Source organism: Salinispora sp. CH2A1_6, assembly GCF_056820975.1.
Genome location: NZ_JBXEDG010000003.1, coordinates 562,455 through 582,206, shown reverse-complemented (window position 1 = coordinate 582,206; position 19,752 = coordinate 562,455). Strand labels below are relative to the sequence as shown.

At 69.5% G+C, this 19,752-nt stretch carries 17 protein-coding genes; 3 read left to right on the top strand and 14 right to left on the bottom strand.

Annotation, left to right across the window (positions count from 1 at the left end; genetic code table 11):
• Positions 1-30 precede the first annotated feature (30 nt).
• From htpG to AC1UKG_RS07495, 8 genes are all read right to left on the bottom strand, one after another.
• Positions 31-1,941 carry a molecular chaperone HtpG gene (gene htpG / locus AC1UKG_RS07530; protein ID WP_018742334.1) on the bottom strand — a complete coding sequence of 637 codons (1,911 nt, stop codon included), beginning with the start codon at positions 1,939-1,941 and terminating at the stop codon, positions 31-33.
• Positions 1,942-2,071: 130 nt separating this feature from the next.
• On the bottom strand, positions 2,072-3,322 hold the full coding sequence (locus AC1UKG_RS07525) for a D-alanyl-D-alanine carboxypeptidase family protein (RefSeq protein ID WP_482643193.1): 1,251 nt from the start codon (positions 3,320-3,322) through the stop codon (positions 2,072-2,074).
• An 85-nt stretch (positions 3,323-3,407) separates the two neighbouring features.
• Complete coding sequence (locus AC1UKG_RS07520) at positions 3,408-3,668, bottom strand: hypothetical protein (RefSeq protein ID WP_018742332.1); 261 nt, start codon at positions 3,666-3,668, stop codon at positions 3,408-3,410.
• A gap of 68 nt (positions 3,669-3,736) precedes the next feature.
• Complete coding sequence (locus AC1UKG_RS07515; RefSeq protein ID WP_018742331.1) at positions 3,737-5,104, bottom strand: aminotransferase-like domain-containing protein; 1,368 nt, start codon at positions 5,102-5,104, stop codon at positions 3,737-3,739.
• Positions 5,053-6,162: an alpha-hydroxy acid oxidase gene (locus AC1UKG_RS07510; RefSeq protein ID WP_018742330.1), complete on the bottom strand. Its 1,110-nt coding sequence runs from the start codon at positions 6,160-6,162 to the stop codon at positions 5,053-5,055. The genes AC1UKG_RS07515 and AC1UKG_RS07510 overlap by 52 nt, the downstream gene beginning before the upstream one ends.
• Positions 6,155-7,126, bottom strand: coding sequence for an alpha/beta hydrolase (locus AC1UKG_RS07505; RefSeq protein ID WP_018813354.1), 972 nt, complete (start codon positions 7,124-7,126; stop codon positions 6,155-6,157). The genes AC1UKG_RS07510 and AC1UKG_RS07505 overlap by 8 nt, the downstream gene beginning before the upstream one ends.
• On the bottom strand, positions 7,127-8,353 hold the full coding sequence (locus AC1UKG_RS07500; RefSeq protein ID WP_482642638.1) for a cytochrome P450: 1,227 nt from the start codon (positions 8,351-8,353) through the stop codon (positions 7,127-7,129). It abuts the gene before it with no gap.
• A 59-nt stretch (positions 8,354-8,412) separates the two neighbouring features.
• Positions 8,413-9,684 (bottom strand): SGNH/GDSL hydrolase family protein, encoded by a 1,272-nt coding sequence (locus AC1UKG_RS07495; RefSeq protein WP_482642667.1) that lies wholly within the window; start codon positions 9,682-9,684, stop codon positions 8,413-8,415.
• Positions 9,685-9,987: 303 nt separating this feature from the next.
• Between AC1UKG_RS07495 and AC1UKG_RS07490 the strand changes: the two genes are divergently transcribed.
• From AC1UKG_RS07490 to AC1UKG_RS07480, 3 genes are read left to right on the top strand one after another with little or no spacing between them, the layout of a single operon-like run.
• Positions 9,988-11,553, top strand: a complete 1,566-nt coding sequence (locus tag AC1UKG_RS07490; protein WP_482642639.1) for a class I adenylate-forming enzyme family protein — start codon at positions 9,988-9,990, stop codon at positions 11,551-11,553.
• Entirely contained in the window at positions 11,550-12,788 is a 1,239-nt protein-coding gene (locus AC1UKG_RS07485; protein WP_482642640.1) for an MFS transporter, read from the top strand. Before AC1UKG_RS07490 ends, AC1UKG_RS07485 begins: the two co-directional genes overlap by 4 nt.
• Positions 12,789-12,820: 32 nt before the next feature.
• Complete coding sequence (locus tag AC1UKG_RS07480; protein WP_026271122.1) at positions 12,821-13,525, top strand: SGNH/GDSL hydrolase family protein; 705 nt, start codon at positions 12,821-12,823, stop codon at positions 13,523-13,525.
• A gap of 75 nt (positions 13,526-13,600) precedes the next feature.
• Here the strand turns inward: AC1UKG_RS07480 and AC1UKG_RS07475 are convergent, their stop codons facing one another.
• From AC1UKG_RS07475 to hppD, 6 genes are read right to left on the bottom strand one after another with little or no spacing between them, the layout of a single operon-like run.
• Positions 13,601-14,968, bottom strand: a complete 1,368-nt coding sequence (locus AC1UKG_RS07475; RefSeq protein ID WP_018813358.1) for a hypothetical protein — start codon at positions 14,966-14,968, stop codon at positions 13,601-13,603.
• Positions 14,969-14,972: 4 nt separating this feature from the next.
• Positions 14,973-15,938, bottom strand: coding sequence for a transketolase C-terminal domain-containing protein (locus AC1UKG_RS07470; RefSeq protein ID WP_018742322.1), 966 nt, complete (start codon positions 15,936-15,938; stop codon positions 14,973-14,975).
• Positions 15,939-16,910 (bottom strand): thiamine pyrophosphate-dependent dehydrogenase E1 component subunit alpha, encoded by a 972-nt coding sequence (locus AC1UKG_RS07465; protein ID WP_029122840.1) that lies wholly within the window; start codon positions 16,908-16,910, stop codon positions 15,939-15,941. It lies immediately after the preceding gene.
• Complete coding sequence (locus AC1UKG_RS07460) at positions 16,907-17,719, bottom strand: DUF3050 domain-containing protein (protein ID WP_482642641.1); 813 nt, start codon at positions 17,717-17,719, stop codon at positions 16,907-16,909. Before AC1UKG_RS07460 ends, AC1UKG_RS07465 begins: the two co-directional genes overlap by 4 nt.
• A gap of 3 nt (positions 17,720-17,722) precedes the next feature.
• Positions 17,723-18,652, bottom strand: coding sequence for a phytanoyl-CoA dioxygenase family protein (locus AC1UKG_RS07455; RefSeq protein ID WP_018813360.1), 930 nt, complete (start codon positions 18,650-18,652; stop codon positions 17,723-17,725).
• Positions 18,649-19,749 carry a 4-hydroxyphenylpyruvate dioxygenase gene (hppD, locus tag AC1UKG_RS07450; RefSeq protein ID WP_482642642.1) on the bottom strand — a complete coding sequence of 367 codons (1,101 nt, stop codon included), beginning with the start codon at positions 19,747-19,749 and terminating at the stop codon, positions 18,649-18,651. Before hppD ends, AC1UKG_RS07455 begins: the two co-directional genes overlap by 4 nt.
• Positions 19,750-19,752: the final 3 nt, after the last annotated feature.

The window sequence follows — 19,752 nt, the reverse complement described above, 5'->3', positions numbered from 1 at the left end:
ACCTCGAGCACCGCTCCCGGGGGGCGCGGATCAGAGGGTACGAGCGAGACGCTCGGCGAGGATCCGAGTGAAGCGGGACGGGTCGGCCAGCTCGCCCCCCTCAGCGAGCAACGCCATTCCGTAGAGCAGCTCGGCGGTCTCTTTCAGTGACTCCTCGGTGACACCTTGTTCCTGAGCCTTGCGCAACCCACTGACCAACGGGTGCGTCGGGTTCAGCTCGAGGATCCGCTTGACCTGCGGCACCTCGTGCCCCATCGCGCGGTACATCTTCTCCAGCGTCGGCGTGATGTCCTGCGCGTCACCGACCACGCAGGCCGGTGAGGTGGTCAGCCGGGCGGAGAGGCGGACCTCCCGGACCTGGTCGGCGAGGGTACTGCCCAGCCAGGTGAGCAGGTCGGCGTACTCGGTGCGCTGGCGCTCCCGTTCGGCCTCGGCCGCCGAGCGCTCCTCCTCGGTGTCCAGGTCAACCTGACCCTTGGCAACCGAACGCAGCGTCTTGCCCTCGTACTCGCCGACCCGCTCCACCCACACCTCGTCCACCGGGTCGGTGAGCAACAGCACCTCGAAGCCCTTGGCCCGGAACGCCTCCATGTGCGGCGAGTTCTCGATGGTGGTGCGGTTCTCGCCGGTGGCGTAGTAGATGTCGGTCTGGCCGTCCTTCATCCGCGCGACGTAGCTGGCGAGGTCGGTCGACTCGGCCGGATCGTGGGTGGAGGCGACGGAGAGGAGCTCCAGAAGCGAATCCCGGTTCTCCGTGTCGTCGATCAGCCCTTCCTTGACAACAGCACCGAACTCGGTCCAGAAGGTGCGGTACTTCTCCGGTTGGTTGGCCTTGAGGTCCTTGACGGTGGCGAGGATCTTCTTGACCAGACGGCGGCGGACCACCTGAATCTGCCGGTCCTGCTGGAGTAGCTCGCGGGAGATGTTGAGCGACAGGTCATGCGCGTCAACCACGCCCTTGACGAAGCGCAGATAGCCCGGCATCAACGCCTCGCAGTCATCCATGATGAAGACGCGCTTGACGTAGAGCTGCACACCACGTCGTCCCTGTGGGGAGAAGAGGTCCAGCGGTGCGTGGGTGGGGAGGAAGAGCAGCGCCTCGTACTCGAAGGTGCCTTCTCCCCGCATGTGCACGACCTCGAGCGGGTCGGCCCAGTCATGGCTGACGTGCTTGTAGAACTCGTGGTACTCGGCCGGTTCCACCTCGTCGCGGGACCGCGCCCAGAGCGCCTTCATCGAGTTGAGCGTCTGCACCTCGGTGGTCGGCTCGCCCCCGTCGGTGCCGGGCCGCTCAACCGCCATCCGGATCGGGTGGGCGATGAAGTCGGAGTACCGCTTGACGATCTGCCGAACTGTCCACTCGGCGGCGTAGTCGTGCAGGTTGTCCTCGGAGTCGGCCGGCTTCAGGTGCAGCGTGACCGCCGTTCCCTGCGGAACGTCCGTGGCCGAGGCGATCGTGTACGTGCCCTCCCCGCTCGACTCCCAGCGGGTGCCGTCGGTCGCTCCCGCCTCCCGGGTGACCAGGACAACCCGGTCGGCGACCATGAACGCCGCGTAGAAACCGACGCCGAACTGGCCGATCAGCTCCTGCGACGCCTCCGCGTCGGCTGATTCCCGCAGCTTACGGAGCAGCTCCGCGGTGCCGGACTTGGCGATCGTGCCGATCACCTGAACGACCTCGTCGCGGGACATCCCGATCCCGTTGTCCCGCACGGTCAGCGTGCGTGCGTCCGGGTCGACCTCGATCGCGATGTGCAGGTCGGCGGTGTCGACGTCGAGGTCCTTGTCCCGCAGCGACGCCAGACGCAGCTTGTCCAACGCGTCGGAGGCATTCGAGATCAACTCGCGCAGGAAGACATCCTTGTTCGAGTAGATCGAGTGAACCATCAGCTGAAGCAGCTGGCGTGCCTCCGCCTGGAACTCCAACGTCTCGCTACTCACGCCGTGTCCTTTCGTCCGCATGTCCGGATCGTCGGCAGACGGCAACGCCCCCGACGACGTGTTGCCCGAAAGGATACGAGCCCCTCCTGCGGGCCGCGGCGGCGACGCCCCGGCCGTGCGTCGGGCCTGGTCAGGCCCGACGCCGCCCTCGCCCCCGACGACGCCGCCCCGGCCCGCGCCGGGGGCGACGGGCCAGACGCACGAACAGCACCGCCAGCCCACCCACCCCGATCACGGCCGCGACCAGCAGCGGCCCAGGGCCGGTCAGCCCGTCCGGGAGCGAATCGTCGGCGGCGGCCCGGGTATCGGCGGCCGCGGGCGGGGCGGACGGTGAGGCGGTCAGCTCACCCGGCTCGACGAGGTGACCGACCGACGCGTCCCGAGGCAGCGCGAAGCCCCAGTCGAGCAGAGTGGCGCCCTGCTCCCAACCACGCAACGGCCGCGCCTCGGCGCCCAGCAACGTGACCACCAGGCGTCGGCCATCACGTTCGGCCGCGCCGACGTACGTGTGCCGGGCCAACATGGTGAAGCCGGTCTTGCCACCGCGGGCACCCGGATAGTGGTCGATGAGAGAGTTGCCGTTCTGGATCTGGAAACCCTTCCTGCCGAGCGCCTCCTGGTCGGGGATCTGGTGGGTTTCGGTCAGCGCGTACCGCTGGAAGGCCGGCTCGGCGAAACAGGCCCGGGCGATCAACGCGAGATCGTAGGCACTCGTGAACTGACCCTCCCCGTCCAACCCGGATGGTGTGACCGCGTGCGTCTGCCGAGCCCCCAGCTGCTCGGCGAACTCGTTCATCGCGCGGACGCCCCCAGCCCGACCCTCGGCACCGCCGCCGAGGCGGGCGAGGACATTCGCCGCGTCGTTACCCGATTGCAGCAGCAGGCCAAGCCAGAGCGTCTCCACCGGATACTGCCCGCCGACGAGCAGGCCGACCGCCGACGAGCCGGGCTCGATGTCCAGATCCTCCTTCGTCACCGTGACCACCTGCTGTGGGTCAAGGTTCGGCAGCAGGGCGGCGGTCAGCAGCAACTTCTGCACACTCGCCGGGGTGGCGTACTCGTGCGGGCCACACGCACCCAGCACCTCACCGGTGTCAAGATCCGCGACCAGCCACGAGGTCGCGGTCACCTCCGGCGGCTGGGCGCCCGCAGCCGGGACCACCAGGCCGGGGGTGGCCAACGCCGCCCCGCCGACCACCTGGTCCTCAGCCACCGCCGGCGGCGGGGAAGGCCGGGGCGGCCGGGACGGCGTTGCCGCCGGCACGCTGGCCTGCGGGCACGGCACCACCGTCGGCGAGGGTGCGGCGACGGTGGGCGACGCGGGCACCACGATGGGGAGCAGCAGGACGCTTGAGGCAGCGGCCAGTAGCCGATTTCTCACGTCCGGGATCCTAGCTAATAAAGATCAGCAAATCGGACACCGGCACCACGACCGCCATCGGAAGGCACGCCGCCCGTGCCCGGCCTCAGGTCAACGGCCGCTTGAGGTGATAGCGGTGCACCTCGGTGCTGCCCTGGACGTTGTTCACGTCCTCGGCCGCGGCGACCAGTTCCCACCCCTCGCGCCCGACCCGGTTGAGGTGGGCGATCGCGGTGTCGCCGTAGGTGGTGACATCTCGGCGGGATCCGTCTGGGCCGTACCAGACAAAGCTGACGTGAAAGTTGCGGCCCTGCCCTTGGTAGCGGCGGACCAGCAGTGCGTATTCCCAAGCGACCATGGACTCCATTATGGGTGTCCATCGAGGACCACGCATCAGGGGGTGGTCACCCTTCGATATGGCACAAACGCGAAGAGTCAGCACCCCCCTGGTCCCGAGTCCCGCCGCGTCACCTCCCCCGCGACGAGCGCGGCGAGCCGACCCAACCCACGGTCGATATCGTCCCGGGTGACCGCGCTGACCGACAACCGCAGCGCGTGCACCGGCACACCGTCGCCGTAGAAGTGCGCCATCGGGGTCCACAGCACCCCGTACTCCCGGGCGGAGCGGTGCAGCAGCGCGTCGTCCACCGGAAACGGCACGGTGACCACCACGAAGAACCCGCCAGCGGGCACCGTCCACCGTACCGACGAGCCGGCCGGGAACCACCGAGCCAAGCCCTCAACCAGGTAACGCAGGTTCTCGGCGTAGACGGTGCGCTGTCGGACCGTTGCCGCCACCAGGCTGCAATCGTGGGCGAGCAGCACACCGCCGACCACCGCCTGGGCCACCGGCGAGGTGTTCACCGAGACCATGCTCTTGACCTTGGCCAGCTGGTCGGCGAGGAGGCCCGACGCGCCATCGGCGTCTTCCACCGACTGGTCGGCCACCACGTAGCCAACCCGTGCGCCGGGTAGCACCGTTTTCGCGAACGACCCCAGGTATACCACCTGACGATTGGTGTCCAAGGCCTTCAACGTGGGCAGCCGCCGACTCTGCGTGGCCGGGAAGAGACCGTACGGGTTGTCCTCGATCAGGAGTAACTCCTCCTCGGCGGCCAGGTCCAGCAGCGCCCGTCGACCGGCCAACGACATGCTGGTGCCCGACGGATTGGCAAAGTCCGGCATCAGGTAGCAGGCGCGCGGGCGCAGCCCCTCCGCCCGGGCCCGATGCACCTGACCGCGCAGGTCCGCCAGGTCCACCCCGGAGTCGGTCGTCGCCACCGGGCGGACCGGAAAGTCCAGCAACCGCGCGGCTCCGGTAAGCCCCACATAGGTCGGCGCCACCGCGAGCAGGACGTCTCGGGGGCCGGCGCGTAGCGCCCGCAGCACCAGGAACATCGCCTCCTGACACCCGACGGTCACCACGATCGCCTCCGGGTCGACCGTCATCCCCTCGTCCACGGCGAGGTTCCGGGCGACCAGGTGATGCACGATCCCCTTGGTCCGCCCGTACTGGAACAGGGTGCGATGCACCTGCACCGGATCCTGCCCGAGGTCATCGACCAGGTGCTGCCGAAAGATGTCCAGGTACCGGTGCAGTGCCGAGAACTCGAAGAACTCCTCGTACGGCCGGCCAGCGGCGAGTGACACCGCGTCCGGGTAGTCCTGCGCCACCTCGTTCAGGAAGTTCATCGAGTGCAGAGCCGGATCATCGAGCGCCGGATGCAGGTCGGCCAGCTGCAGTTCCACGATCACTGCACCGTCGTCGTCCGCAGTTGCCGGGCCGCCGCCACGTCGGTGCACCCCGCCAACGCGAGCGCGTCCCGAAGCTCCTCAGCCAGCAGCGACAGGGCCGTCTCGGCCCCGGCCCGGCCACCGGCCGCCAACGCCCAGAGCAGCGGGCGGCCCAGCAGGACGCCCCGCGCACCGAGGGCGAGGGCCCGCAACACGTCCGCTCCGCCCCGAATACCGCTGTCCAGGAACACCTCGCCGCGGTCGCCCACGGCGTCAACGACCGCGGGCAGCGCGGTCGCGGTGGCCGGTGCGCCGTCAAGCTGGCGCCCCCCGTGGTTGGAGACCACCACCGCGTCCGCTCCGGCCGTCACCGCGCGAGCGGCATCACGCGGATCGAGCACCCCTTTGACGACCAGCGGGACCGCGGTCCGCTCCCGCAGCCACTCCAGGTCGTCCCAGCTCACGGCCGGCGCGAAGACCGCGCCGGTGTGTGCGGCCACCGCGGATACGCCCGGGGTCGCCGTGTGGGCGAGGCTGTCCCGGCCGGTGGGTAGGTTCGCGGCGATCACCTCCGGTGGAATGACGAACGAGTTACGCAGGTCCCGCAGCCGACGGCCGAGAATCGGCACGTCCACGGTGAGCACCAGCGCGGTGCAGCCCGCCGCTTCGGCCCGGTCCAGTAGGTCGGCGACGAGCCCCCGGTCCCGCAACCAGTAGAGCTGGAACCAGACGTCGCCGCCGGCTCGCGCGACCTCCTCGATCGGAACGCTGCCGAGCGTGCTGGCCACATACGGGATGCCGGCCGCGCCGGCCGCCGCGGCAAGGGCAACCTCCCCGTCGGGGTGCAGCAGCCGCTGATATGCCATCGGCGCGACCGCCACCGGCAGCGCATGGACGGCTCCCAACAGCCGGGCGTCGGTCGGCGGCGTTGACGAACCGCACAGCACGCGGGGCAGCACACCGGTCCGGTCCAGGGCCCGTCGATTCGCCGCCAGCGTCGTCTCGGCGCCGCTGCCACCGGCCACGAAGTCCCACACCTCCGGCGGTAGTACCGCGCGGGCGAGGTCGGCGAAGTCGGCCAGCGCCACCGGCGGCCCGCCGGGCAGCACCCCCGGCCGCTCAGCCATCGTCGGCCGGTGTCCGACGGAGGCGGCGGCGCAGGAAGGTCGCCGCCGCTTCCTGAGCCTCCCGCCCGGCATCGAAGACACCGGGCATGGTGAAGAAGCCGTGGACCATGCCCGCGTACCGGGTGAGGACGGTCTCCACGCCAGCAGCGCGAAGCCGGTCGGCGTACTGCTCGCCCTCGGCACAGAGCGGGTCGTGCTCGGCGGTGACCACGAACGCCGGCGGCAGGCCGGTGAGGTCGTCGGCGAGTAGCGGCGACGCGAGCGGGTGTTGGGCGTCGGTCGGGTCGGCCAGGTAGTGGGACCGGTACCAGGCGACCGAGCGGCGGTTGAACAGCAGCGGATCCTCGCCACCGGGCGGCTCGATCGTCTGGTCGGTGTTCGGGTAGACCAACAACTGCGCTACCAGCCGGGGACCGTCCTTCTGGGCCAGCAGCGTGACCGCGGCGGCCAGGTTGCCACCCGCGCTGTCCCCGCCCACCGCGAGCCGCTCGGGGTCTGCGTCGAACTCCGCTGGATGCGCCGCGATGTGGCGCAGGGCAGCGTGGCAGTCGTGCACGGCCGCCGGGAACGGGTGCTCGGGGGCCAGCCGATAGCCGACAGTGACCACCTGGCAGGGCACCGCATTGGCCAGTCGCCGACAGACCCCGTCCGCGGTGTCGATGCTGCCCAGCGTCCACCCACCGCCGAAAAAGTAGAGCAGTGTCGGCAGCGGCCCGGGCTCGGCGGGGCGGTACACCCGGACCGGGAGGTCACCGGCCGGTCCGGGGAGGCACGCGTCGCGTACCTCGTGGACCGGCTCGACCGGGCCGGAGCCGGCCCGGATCGCAGCGAGGTCGGCCGCGCGGGCCTCGGCGAGGGTCTGCGTGTACAGCGGCGGGGTACCGGCCGCCGCGCGGCCCGCCCGGTACGCCTCAGCCTCAGGATGCAGGCCCACGCCACCACCCCATACCGATTGGTCGCTCATTCACGGATACTCCCTTCCCCCCGGGCTGACCGAGAGTTTGTCGATTCCACGCAGGAAGAGGCTGCCGCTGTACACCGGCTGCTCCAGGATTCGCAGCCGCGGGAAACGGGACAGCAGCCGGGGTAGTGCCAACCGGCCCTCCAGCCGGGAGACGGCGGCGCCGAGGCAGTAGTGCAGGCCGAGGCCGAACGCCAGCGAGGACGGACCCGACCGTCGGGGGTCGAACCGGTCCGGGTCTGGGAAGTGGGCCGGATCCCGGTTGGCGGCGGCGATCAGCAACAGAACGTTCTGGCCCTGCGGGATCGACACCCCGCCGAGCACCGTGTCCCGCGGCGCGGCGCGGGCCAACAGGTGCACCGGCGTCTGCAGCCGCAGAATCTCGTCGACCGCCCCCGCGGCCAGTTCCGGGTTGTCGGCCAGCGCTGCCGCCACCTCCGGATGTGCCAGCAGCACCGGCAAGCCGTTGCTGAGCAGGTAGACGGTGGTAACGAAGCTGGCGTTGAAGAGCACGATCAGGTTACTGATCAACTCATCCTCGGTCAGCTCCACACCGCCCGCGTCAACCGCCTCCACCAGGCCGCTGATCAGGTCCTCGCCCGGCGTCCGGCGACGACGCGCGAGCAACTCCCGGTAGAAGGCTCGCAGTTCGGCCCCGGCGGCGTTCGCCGCTGCCAGCCGCTCTGGCGTCTTGCCGGCCACGTCCAGGAACGCGTCAACCCGGTCCACCCGCTCCCGGTACCAGGCCAGCTCGGTCGTGGGAATACCGATGAACTCGGCCATCACCCGGGCTGGCAGTGGGTATGCGAACTCGGCGACGAAGTCCACCTCACCCGGCCCGGCGTCGGCCATCCGGTCCAGTAGTTCGTCGGTCACCCGGTTGATCACCGGTTCCAGGGCACCGAGCCGACGCGGTGTGAAGGTGCCGGCGAACACGTGCCGCATTCGGCCATGATCGGGAGGATTGATGAACATCATCGATGACTGGAGGATCCGGAGGATCTCCTGGTCCCTCCAGCCCGGCGGCGGCTGTTTGCACCACTCCGGGTCCCGCAGCACCGCAGCGACCAGGTCATAGCCGACCGCCACCGCGGCGACCCGCTGCCGCCCCGGCCCCGGCCTCAGGGCGGCGATCGCTGCCTGCGCGTGGAGGTCGGCGTAGACGGGATAGGGATCCTGCCGGCCCCGCGCGCTGTAGAGACGGGCTAGTAGGCCCTCGATGTCCGGCACGGCACCTCCCCACGATACGGCGGTTCGGGCGACGGAATTCTCCGCCGCCCGAACCAATGTCACAGACCGAGCAGGCGCAAGGAGACGGCGCCGGCCATCGCCTGGTTGCCGGCGTCGTTCGGGTGAAGCTGATCCCCCGAGTCGTACGCCGGCAACAGTCGGCTGGGCTGCGCCGGGTCGCGCAGCACCCGATCGAAGTCAATGACCCCGTCGAACTCCTTACTGGTGCGCAGATACTCGTTCACCGTCTGCCGGGTCGCCTCCTTCTCCGGCGTCCACACACCCGGCTCGCCGTGCCCCTCGTACGGCGTCAACGTGCCCACCAGGCTCCGCAGGCCACGTGCCTTGACCTGCTGGTTGATCTGCCGGAGCGAGGTAATGATCGCCTCGGCGGAGTCGTCGGACATCCAGACGTCGTTGATACCCAGGTGGGTAATCACGGCTCGAGCGCCGTTCTGGGCAAAGATGTCCTCGTCGAGCCGGGCGAGCGCGTTCGGCCCCAACTCATGGTAACCGGGGAATCCGCCTGCTCCCGGCTCCGCACCCTCGTGGTTGAGCCGGTTACCGGCGAGACTCATGTTGAGCACGGCCGGGGTCCGGGAGTCCGGACGGGCATCGATAAACCGGTCGGCCAACAGATCCGGCCAGCGCTTGTTGGCGTTGAGCGTGCTGCCGTTGGCATCGGCGATCGAGTCACCGAAAACCACCACTGAGCCGGGACTCTTACGGCGCTGCACATCGATGCCAGACAGGAAGAACCAGCAGCAGTCCGCAAGCCTCGACAGGCCGGCACCAGTATCCGAGGTCAGATCATCATCACCGATGAAGCTCGTCTGGCGGGAGGTGCCGTGGAAGGTCACCGGCCCGGTCAGGACCGGGTAGTAGACCGTGACCACCAGGTCCTGCTGGTCACCGATCGAAAAGTCGATCGGGTCGCTGATCAACTCAGCGCCCTGGTTCATCGTCGCCGAGGTCGACCCAGAGAAGGTCAGCTCTCGCACCGTACTGGGGTCGATGTCGGACAGATCGTCAGGAGTTGTCTCGTCCGGTCGAGCGATCGTCGCCCGACCGACCTGGACGGGCTGCTCACCGTACATATTGCTGAGCCGGACCCGCAGCACCGACCCACCGACGGTGGTGTGCACGATGTTCCGGATAGTTTGGTCCTCAAGGCCCCTGTTGGTCAGGCCGCCCGAATTGCCCCGGGCCACCGCGGTCGCCCAACTCGCGGCCCAGGTGTTCTTGCCATGCCTTGCCACCTCGGCTGATGAATCCGCGTTCGCTACCACGCTGGGAGTGGCCACCATCAGTAGCGCGGCAGTCGCCGCCACAAAATGCCATTTTTTCGGGGTCGACATTGAACCTCCATTGTTGGCAGCCCAGCGTCCGTTCCGGCCACTGCCGGCGTTCAACTGGGCGTGCTGCGGAACGTATCCGTCGCCGCGTGGAGGCGTCAATCAACCTGACCGGCGTGATCAGGTGTCCTGCCGGACTGATCGAAGGCCCCCTTCGGCTCGTGTGTCATTTCCGTTGCCTGCCCTAGGCTCAGAGCTGGTGGCGCGGTCGCCCGTGGCCCGCACCGTGCCCCGGGCACCTGTCCCGGGCACATCGCTGCCGTGAATGGGGGCGTCCGGATGGCCGACCGACCGCAGCCGGGCTATGTGCACCAGGCATTGGCACTTTTCGCCGAATTCGGGGACCGCGCGGCAATCGTTAACGGTGCGCAACGGCTGACCTATACCGACATACACGCCCAGATATGCGGATTCGCCACGACGCTGCTCCGCCACGGAGTCCGACCCGGCGGCGCGGTGCTGCTATCGCTCGGAAATCCCGTGGAAGGCCCACTGCTACAGCTCGCGTTACACCTCCTCGGCTGCCGTACGATGTGGATCGCTCCGGTCACCTCACACCGGGAGATCAAGGAATTCGTCGCACTCGCCCAGCCCGACGCGCTGCTCTACGACGCCCGCGACCCAGCCAACGTCGGTGCGGAGCTGGCCGAAGGGCTGCGCGACCGGCCGGTGCTCCGCCTCGGCGTAGACCTGGTCCCCACCCCAGCCGCCGCCGACCTGCCCATCCAGGTGCCGGCAGCGGAGTCTCTCCTGCAGACCTCCGGCACCACCGGCACCCCGAAGCTGGTGCGGCACCAGGAGAGCTTCTACGACCAGGTCCTCGCTCTGGCGGCCGGTTTCCGCACCGCCGGGTTGCCGCTGCTGCGCCACCTGTCCTACTCCCCCATGTGGCTGGCCAGTGGCCAGATCACCACCCTGTTCAATCTCTTCACCGGCGGCGTGTTGTTTCCCCGGGAGGGCTGGGACGCGGTGGAGTTCATCCAGACCGTGCCGGCCGAGCGGATCACCTCCACCTTCCTGACCCCACCGATGCTCTACGAGGTGCTCGATCACCCCACCCTGCCCGGGGTCGACTTCTCCTCGATGTTCATGTTCAACGTGGGCGCCGGTCCCGCCGCACCCGCCCGGCTGCGCCAGGCGATCACTCGATTCGGTCCGGTGCTGCGCATCGTGTACGGGCTCAGTGAGGCGGTGGTGGTCACCGCGCAACCGGGCCTGACCGAGGACCCGGCGCACCCGGAGCGCCTGCGCTCCTGCGGGGAGCCCTACGGCGACGTACGAATCGAGATCCGCGGCCCAGACGGGACTGTCCTCCCCCCTGATGTGGACGGTGAGGTGTGGGTACAGACCGCACTTCGCTTCGCCGGCTACCACGGCAACCCGGACCTGACGGCAGACACCCTGGTGGATGGTTGGGTACGCACCCGAGATGTCGGCCACCTCGACGGGGATGGCTACCTGTACCTGGTGGACCGGTTGCAGGACCGGATCCTCACCCGCCGGCGTAGCTGGCCGATCTACTCCCGGCCGATCGAGGACGCGCTGGCGGGGCATCCCGACGTCCGGGCGGCGGCGGTAATCGGAGTACCCGACGAGGTGGCCGGCGAACTGCCGTACGCCTACGTGGTGCCGAGGCCCGGTGCGGCGGTGACCGACGCGGAGCTGATCGACGTGGTGACCGCCGCGCTCAGCGACACCTGGGCACCCGGCGGGGTGGAGTTCGTCGCCGCGCTACCCCTGAACCGCGCCAACAAGGTCGACAAACGGGTCCTTCGGGCGCGGTACGCGGCCAGCCACCCGTCGGCCGTCGTGCACCCGGAGGCGTCGATCGGCCGTCGCGCGTGACCCCACGGCGAGAACTGGTCGCGCTCGTCGGCGCCGACCTGCTCTCCAACCTCGGTAGCCGAATCTCGATCCTCGCCATTCCCTGGCTGGTGCTGGAGACAACCGGCAGCCCGGCGAAGATGGGGCTGGTCGCCGCCGCCGAGACCCTGCCCTACCTACTCTCCAGCGGCCTCGGCCCTCCGCTGGCCGACCGGATCGGCCTTCGCCGCACCGCTATCCTCGCCGATCTGGGTAGCGCCGCGCTGATGGTGGCGGTGGCACTCACCCCGTGGCTCGGCTTCGGCGCGCTGCTGGTCCTGGTGGCCCTGGTGGGAACGCTGCGCGGCGTCGGCGACCGGGTCAAGCACGTGATGTTCCGCCCGGCCGCGTTAGCTGCCGGGGTCCGGTTGATCCGGCTCACCTCGGTCTACGACGGGATGTCCCGGCTGACGACCCTACTCGGGGCGAGCGTTGGTGGCCTGCTCATCTGGTGGCTCGGCGCCACGTTGGCGATTCTCGTTGACGCGGCGACCTTCGCGGTCTGCGCGCTACTGATTTCCACCCTGGTACGTCGCAGCACCGGTAGGCCGGCCAGTTCGACGCCGGAACGCTATTCACGGGCACTCGCCGGCGGCCTCCGGTATCTCCGGCAGGACCGGATGGTGCTCACCATGCTGCTGGTGATCTCCGCACTGAACATGGTGGTGAACGCGAGTATCGCGGTCTACATCCCGCTCTGGGTGGCCGACGTGTTGGGCAACCCGGCCGGATTGGGGCTGGTGCTCGGTGCCTTCGCCGCCGGATCCCTGCTCGGAAACGTGCTGTTCACCAGCTTCGGCTCGCGGCTCCGCCGGGACCTGACCTTCGCGGTCGGCGCCGCGGTCAGTGGCCCACCCCGGCTGCTGGTCCTGGCCCTCAGCGACAACCTCACGGTCGTGGTCGTGGTGACCTTCGTTTCCGGGGTCGGCATCGCCGTGGTCAACCCGCTGCTCGGCGTCGCGCTCTACGAACGTCCCCCGGCCGAGCTCCAGGCCCGGGTGATCGGGCTGGCCGGTGCGCTTGCCTTCGCCGGCCTACCCCTGGGTGCCCTGCTCGGTGGCGCGTCCGTCACCACCCTCGGCCTCCAGTCCGCGCTGCTGATCGCGGCCCTGTTCATCTTCGCCGCCACCGCTGTTCCCCTCGCCGCTGTTCTGCGCCGGATCCGGACGGAAGCGCCGTTGATCGATTCCTCCGACCAAGGACGGATCTCCGCTTAGCGCCCCGGCGTCTCCTGCGCTAACGTCCGAAGATGGCAGCGACGCAGAGCGAGGCCACCGACCCTTACTGCCTTTCGGCACAGGAAAGCCATGCCCTGCTCCAGGGACATCCGTGGCGACGCTTCGTGGTGCTGGGCGACAGCGTCGCGGAAGGACTCTGTGAGCCGGTAGACGGCTACCCGGAGGTGCAGTTGGCCGACCGGATCGCCGCCGAGCTACGCGCCCGGGCGCCGGAATTCGCCTACCGCAATCTTGGGTTGCGCGGGCTGCGGGCGTACCAGGTCCGGGCCAGCCAGCTCGGCCCGGCACTGGAGTTCGCACCGGATCTCGCCCTGGTCGTCTGTGGCGGCAACGACGCGTTCCGGCCCAGTTATGACCCCGCTGCGGTGGACGCCGAGATCGCCCAGATGGTCGAAGCGCTACAGCACGCCGGGGCGACGGTCATCACGGTGGGCATGTTCGACGTCTCGCAAAGCCCCGCCATACCGCAGGTGCGCCGCGCCGGCCTCGGTCTACGCCTGCGCCGGCTGGCCGAACACACCCGTGCGGTGGCCAACCGACTCGACACGGTCCACGTACACCTGACCGACCATCCGTTGACCGCCGACCCCTCCATCTACAGCAGCGACGGCCGCCACGGGAGTGCCCGCAGCGACGCCGTCGCCGCGGCGGAGACGCTCCGTCGCCTCGCCCACCATCTCGGTGCGACGGGCACTGACCGGAGCAGTCTCCGCTGACGGGTGGCCAAGGCGGGCCGGTGGTCAGCCTTGGCGGGGCCGGCTCCCGGTGAAAGTCCCGCACGACCCGGGGGGTCAGGACCGCGGCGGGTCGGTCACCAGCAGGCCGGAGATGAGCACGCCGCGGGCCAGGTTGAGCACTCCCTGGCTACCGGGGAAGCCGATGCGAACACAGGCGCCCGCCGGCTTACGGCCGAAGAGATACGGGGCGATACTGTACGGCACCTCCGCGGTGACCAGTTCCCCGCTCTCCATGTGCACGAACTCCACCGGCACGTCGTCAGCGCGCACATAGCGTTGCAGAATGAACCCGCCCTGCGGGGCGAACCGGCCCAGCGCCTCCCGCCAGGCGTCCGCTTCGGTTTCCCGGCCGATCAGCACGTTCATCCCGGCGGATCCACCGGATGGCTTGACCACCAGGTCGTGCCGGTCCGCCACCGCCTGCTCGACCAGGTCCGGAGTGAACAGCCAGGTCTGCGGCACATACCGGTGGATCAGATCCCGGTCGACTGCCGGCAACGCATCAGCGTCCGCCCAGAGCCAGGCGAGCACCTGCTTGTTCCCCAGCAGCCACGCTGCCGCCGACACCCACATCGGGACGGTTCCCGCCCGCACCGCCGCTTCCAGGGCCTCCACCCCGGCGCTGGGCGTAACCCGGTTCGGCACGAAGAGCCGGAACAGCCCGTCAACCGGGCTGCCCCGGACGACCAGTCGCCCCTCGGTGTCCTGGGTGGCCTCGCCAACCGGTGCGACGACCAGATCCAGGCCGGCGACGGCGGCGCGGTCAACCAGCGGCGCCAACTTCCGGTAGAAGCGCTCCGGGTTCTCCAGCCCCGGATACTCGCCGTCAAAGTCGATCAACAATGCGAGCCGCGCCCCGACCGCCAAGCCAAGACCGTCCCGAATCGCGGCAAACCGCATGTCCACCGCAGATGGCGCCGCTTCCATCCGGACCCGGTCAAGGCCGCGCCGCCGGTAGAGATCAACGAAACGGCGTACTGTCGTGTCCGCATCGAGTACCCCACCGAGGCTACTGTCGATGTTGTACTCCACCACCCGCGGCACCCCGTCACTCAGCAACACATCCGGGCGGAAGCCGGCGAGCAACGCCTCCGTGAGCGGCTCGGCCTCGTCGAGCAACCGGTTCTGCCCCACGGGCATGCCGAGCAGGTGACGCAACTCCCCCGCCGTCCTGGCCCGCCGCTGACACGCTTCGAAGATCAGCTGGGCGAGCCGGTCACAGACGGAGTTGAGCACCCGCAGCGAGACGCGGTCCATCACCGGTGGTCGGGCCAGCCGCCACTGCTGGTTGTACGAAGCCCGGCCGTCGAAGACCTCGCGCCAGGACTCCACCCCGGCAGAGACCAGGTCGGAGCGGAGGTCAGCGGGCAGGTCCAGCCAGGCCTGCGCGGTGGACGGCCAGCGGTAGTCAACATCGGTCATGTGGTCATCCATCCTTGCTGACGTGGGCGATGGCGTGCCGCAACAGCTCACGGCCCGGTTGTACGGCTCGGTCCAGGACCGGGGCGAACGGCAACACCGCGCCGTCCGGGCGGGTGACCCGACGCGGCGGCGCATGCAGTCGGACCTGTTCGACCACGGTGGCGATGACCTCACCGGCGATGCCGCAGGAACGGTTCGAGTCGTCCACCACCACCAGCCGCCCGGTCCGGGCCACCGAGCCGAGCAGTCCGTCCCAGTCAAACGGGTACAGGGTGCGCGGGTCGAAGACCTCCACCGAGACCTCGCCGGCCAGTTCGTCGGCGACAGCGAGCGCATCGTGCACCAGATGCCCGACGGCGACCACCGTCACATCGTCGCCGGTCCGATGCACCCGCCCCCGCCCCAACGGCACCGGCACCGGGTCACTGACCTCGGCGCGGAGTTCCATCGCCGCGGCCGGGGCGAACACCACCACCGGGTCGTCGCAACGGATCGCCGACACCAGCAGTCCGTACGCGTCCGCCGGGGTGGCCGGCACCACAGTGGTCACCCCGGCATGGGCGAAGAGGCTGTACGGATGGTCGGAGTGCTGCCCCGCCCACCCGGTACGCGACCCGGACCCGGGCACCAGGTAGGTGACCGGCACCGCGCACTGGCCGCCGGTCATCAACGGGAACTTGTGCGCGTGGTTGACAATCTGTTCGAAGACCAGAAACAGCAGTGCCGGGATCTGGAACTCCACCACCGGCCGAGCCCCGACCAACGCCGCACCGGTGGCGAAGCTGGTGAACGCCTGCTCCGAGAGCGGGGTGTCGCGGACCCGCTCGGGGCCGAAGCGCTTCAGTAGACCGGCGGTGACCGCCGACGCGGCGACCCGGATGTCCTCCCCGAGCAGGAACACCTCCTCGTCGCGGGCCAACTCGTCGGCGAGCGCCCGGTTGAGCGCTTTGCGGTAGGACAGCCGCGGCATCTATCCACCTCCGGTACGGGCGGTCAGCCCACTGGCATACAGATACTCCAGCGCGGTGGCGGGGTCGGGCTCGGCGGCGGCGAGCGCCTGCGCCACCGCCGCCTCGAGCACCGCCTCCACGTCGGCGTCGACCGCCGCCCGATCGGCGGCCGGCAGCCGGGAGCCGGCGATTCGCACCGGATCCCGGGACCGCCCCCGCGCGACCTCCTCCGGTGAGCGATAGTCGAGGCGGACCGCGTGTTCGAAGGTGTGGTGGGCGTCAAACCGAAACGTGCGGGCCTCCAGGAACTCGGGACCCCCATCGGCGCGCATCCGGGCGAGGGCGGCAGCGGTGCTGGCGTGCACCGCTGCCGGGTCCTGACCATCCACCGTGCTCGCCCGGATGCCGAAGGCCTCTGCCCGCGCCGAGATACTGCCCGCCACCGCGTCGGCCACCGGCATGGTGGTGGCGTAGCCGTTGTTCTCGCAGACGAACAGCACCGGCACCCGCCAGAGTGCGGCCAGGTTGAACGCCTCCAGCAGCATCCCCTCATTGACCGCGCCGTCACCGAAGAAGCTGACCCCCACCAGGTCCTCGCCGCGCCGACGCCGAGCCCAGACGGCGCCGGTCACGATCGCACCGCCCGCGCCGACGATGGCGTTGGCCCCGAGAACGCCGGCGGCGAAGTCAGCGGCGTGCATCGACCCGCCCCGGCCCCGGTTCAGGCCCGTCACCCGACCACACAGCTCCGCCATCATCTGGCCCGGGTCAGCGCCCTTCGCGAGCACGTGCCCGTGCCCCCGATGGGTGCCGGCGACCACGTCGTCGGGGCGCAGCGCCGCGCACACCCCGGCCGCGATCCCCTCCTGGCCCAGGTACGGATGGATGCCGCCGACGATGTCCCCGGAGCGGACGAGTGCGATCGCCCGCTCCTCGAACCGGCGGATCAGCCGCACCGTACGGTAGAGCCGGATCGGGTCGGCTCCGCTCACCCGCGCCCCGAAGCCGCTGCCGGGGCCCCCTTGACCGCGGCAAAGATGTCGTCCCACAACCGGGCGCGGGCGGTGAGCGCGGTGTTGACGACATCCGCGCACTCCTGCCACCTGGTGTCGTCGTCGCCACAGAGGTCGGCGAGCATCTGCATGGCCATGGGGGTGTGCTGCTCGCCATCGACCTCGATGTGTCGCTCCAGGTAGTCCACGAACCGGGTCAGTCGTCCGGACTGGTGGTTGACGGCGACTACCTGGGTGAACATCTCCGGGATCAGATCCTCCCGACCGAACGCGAACGCGGCGGCCTGGCAGTGCACCGGCGTGGTGTCGATGATCCGCCAGGTGGTGCTGGCGAACGCCATGGACGGGGCGGGCACCCCGGCCGCCGCCAACGATTCGGTTACCGAGCGGCCGGCGCGCAACGACTCGATCAACTCCTCCACCGGCTTCGTGTCGGCGCCGGCCTCGGTCATGCCCTGCATGTACAGCTCGAAGTGGCTAAGGTAGCCCGACCCCAGTTCGTCACTCTCCTCGACCATCACGATGTCGTTGATCAGGCGGCGGCTGCCGGTCGGCCCGGTCGGGATCCACGGCACCGTCACGCAGGTGAGCTGCCGCTGCAGCGACTTGAGCAGGGACATGAAGTCCCAGACCGCGAAGACGTGGTGCTCCATGAAGGTGACCAGCGCCGAATGGTTGTCAAGGCTGGCGTACAGCGGATGCTTGACCACCCGGTCTCGGCTGTCCGCCACCGCCCTTTCCAGCCGCTCGATCCCCGGGTGCGTCTTTCCCCAGTCGTACCGTGACATGACTCAGCCTCCCTGCTTGGCGTGGTGACGCCAGATGACCGGGCAATATTCGGGGTCCGCGTAGTCCGGCCGCCCGTCGTCGGTACGGCGAACCAGCACGTCGTGGTTGTACGCGGCGTTCTCACCGGTGGAGAGCGGATACGCCCGCCACCGGTTGTCGCCGTCCTGCAGGTGCAGCGAGATCGCCTGGCGGGGCTGTCCGCTGACGTTCGCACCGCTGCCGTGGTAGGTCCGGCAGTGGTGGAAGCTCATGTGCCCCTTCGGGATCACCATCGGGATCTTCCGGACTTCGGCGTCGTTGTGTCCGGCGTTGCGGGCCAGCATGTCGTCGAGTTGGTCGCGGTCACGGTCAGCGAAGTGCCGCACCACGGTGTCGTCGGCGCCGACCTCGACCCACCGGTGTGAGCCGTCGACCATGACAATGGTGCCCAACTCCTCCCCGCAGTCGTGGAACGGGATGAAGGCGGTCAGCATCCGCTCCGACGACGAGGACGCCCAGTAGTGCTTGTCAAAGTGCCAGGGCACGATGTTCGACGGCTCCCCGTCGATGGGCGGCTTGAGGATCAACGTGGACTGGAAGATCCGGATCTCGTCGGCCTGCGCCAGCCGGGCGGCGACCGCCCCGATCAGCCGCTTGCGCAGGATCGCCCCGAGCCCGTCGTGCTCGTGGTGGACGTAGTCGTTGTGCCGCTGCACCGCGCCCCTGGCCGGCTCCCAGTAGGCGAGCTTCGGGGGCCGCACCGGTAGCCGGCGGTGCCGTTCACCGGCGTAGTACCGGTCGGTAGCCGCGGCGAGGGCGTCCACCTCGTCGTCGGTGAGCAGTTTCTTCGACAGATACCAGCCGTGCTCGGCATAGAATTCCACGTCCTCGTCGGACGGGAGCAGCGACCTTTCCTCATCGGTCAGGCATGATTCGAAATCGGTAATAGTCATCCCGTCACCTCCTGGGTAGCGGCCAAACCTCCGGCGGAGGCCACCACCGCCAATTCCCGCTCCTTGGCCTCATAGAGCGCCTTGATGTTGCCGCTGCCGAAGGTCCGCGCTCCACGCCGCTCGATCAGCTCCAGGAAGAGCGTGCGGCGCACGTGCATCGACTCAGTGAAGATCTGCAGCAGTTGGCCGTCGTGGTCCCGGTCAACCAGTACCCCGAATTCCCGCAACTGCTCCACGGACCCGTCGACCTGGCCGACCCGGTTCTCCAGGTCGTCGTAGTAGGCCGCCGGCGTGCGCGCGAACCGCACCCCGCGCTGGCGCAGCGCGCCGATCGCCGCGATGATGTCGTCGGTGCGCAACCCGAGGTGCTGCACGCCCGCACCGGAGTGCTGGGCGAGGAAGGCGTCGATCTGCCCGGCCCGCCGACGGGTATCCGGTTCGAGCAACACCAACGTCACCCGCCCGGACCGGCTCTGCACCACGGTGGAGTTCATCGCCTGGCCGTCAACCTCCACGTACTCGTGGAAGATCTCGTCGAAGCCGAAGACCTCGCGGTAGCCACGAACCGTCTCGGCGAGTTGCCCGGGCGGCACGCACACGGCCAGGTGGTCGATCTCGGCAAGCAGGTTCTCGGCGGCATGTACCGGCGGCAGCTCCGCCAGGCCCGGCAGGAAGTCACCACCGCCTCGACGGCGCTCGACCAACCGGTGCCGCACATCGGCGAAACCCGCCACCTCGGCGATGACGACCTCGGCGTCCGCACTGGTGATGGTGGTCGGCGGCAGCTCACCGATTGCCCCCCGGGCCAGCAGTTCGGCGTACGCCTCGGCGGCGTCGTCAACCGCCAGGGCGACCACCGCGATGCCGTCGCCATGCCGCCGCACATACGCCGCCGCCGGATGATCGGCGGTCAGCCCGGAGGTGAGCAGCAACCGGATGTCCGCGTGCCGGAGCAGCAGCGATCGCTGCCCGGTCAGCCCGGTCTCCGGGCCACCCTGGCCGCGCGGCCGCAGCCCCACCGCGTTGCCGAAGTAAGCGGCTGCCTCGCGGGTGTCGTCTACGTAGAGTTCGATGTGGTCTATTCCACGGATGTCCATGTC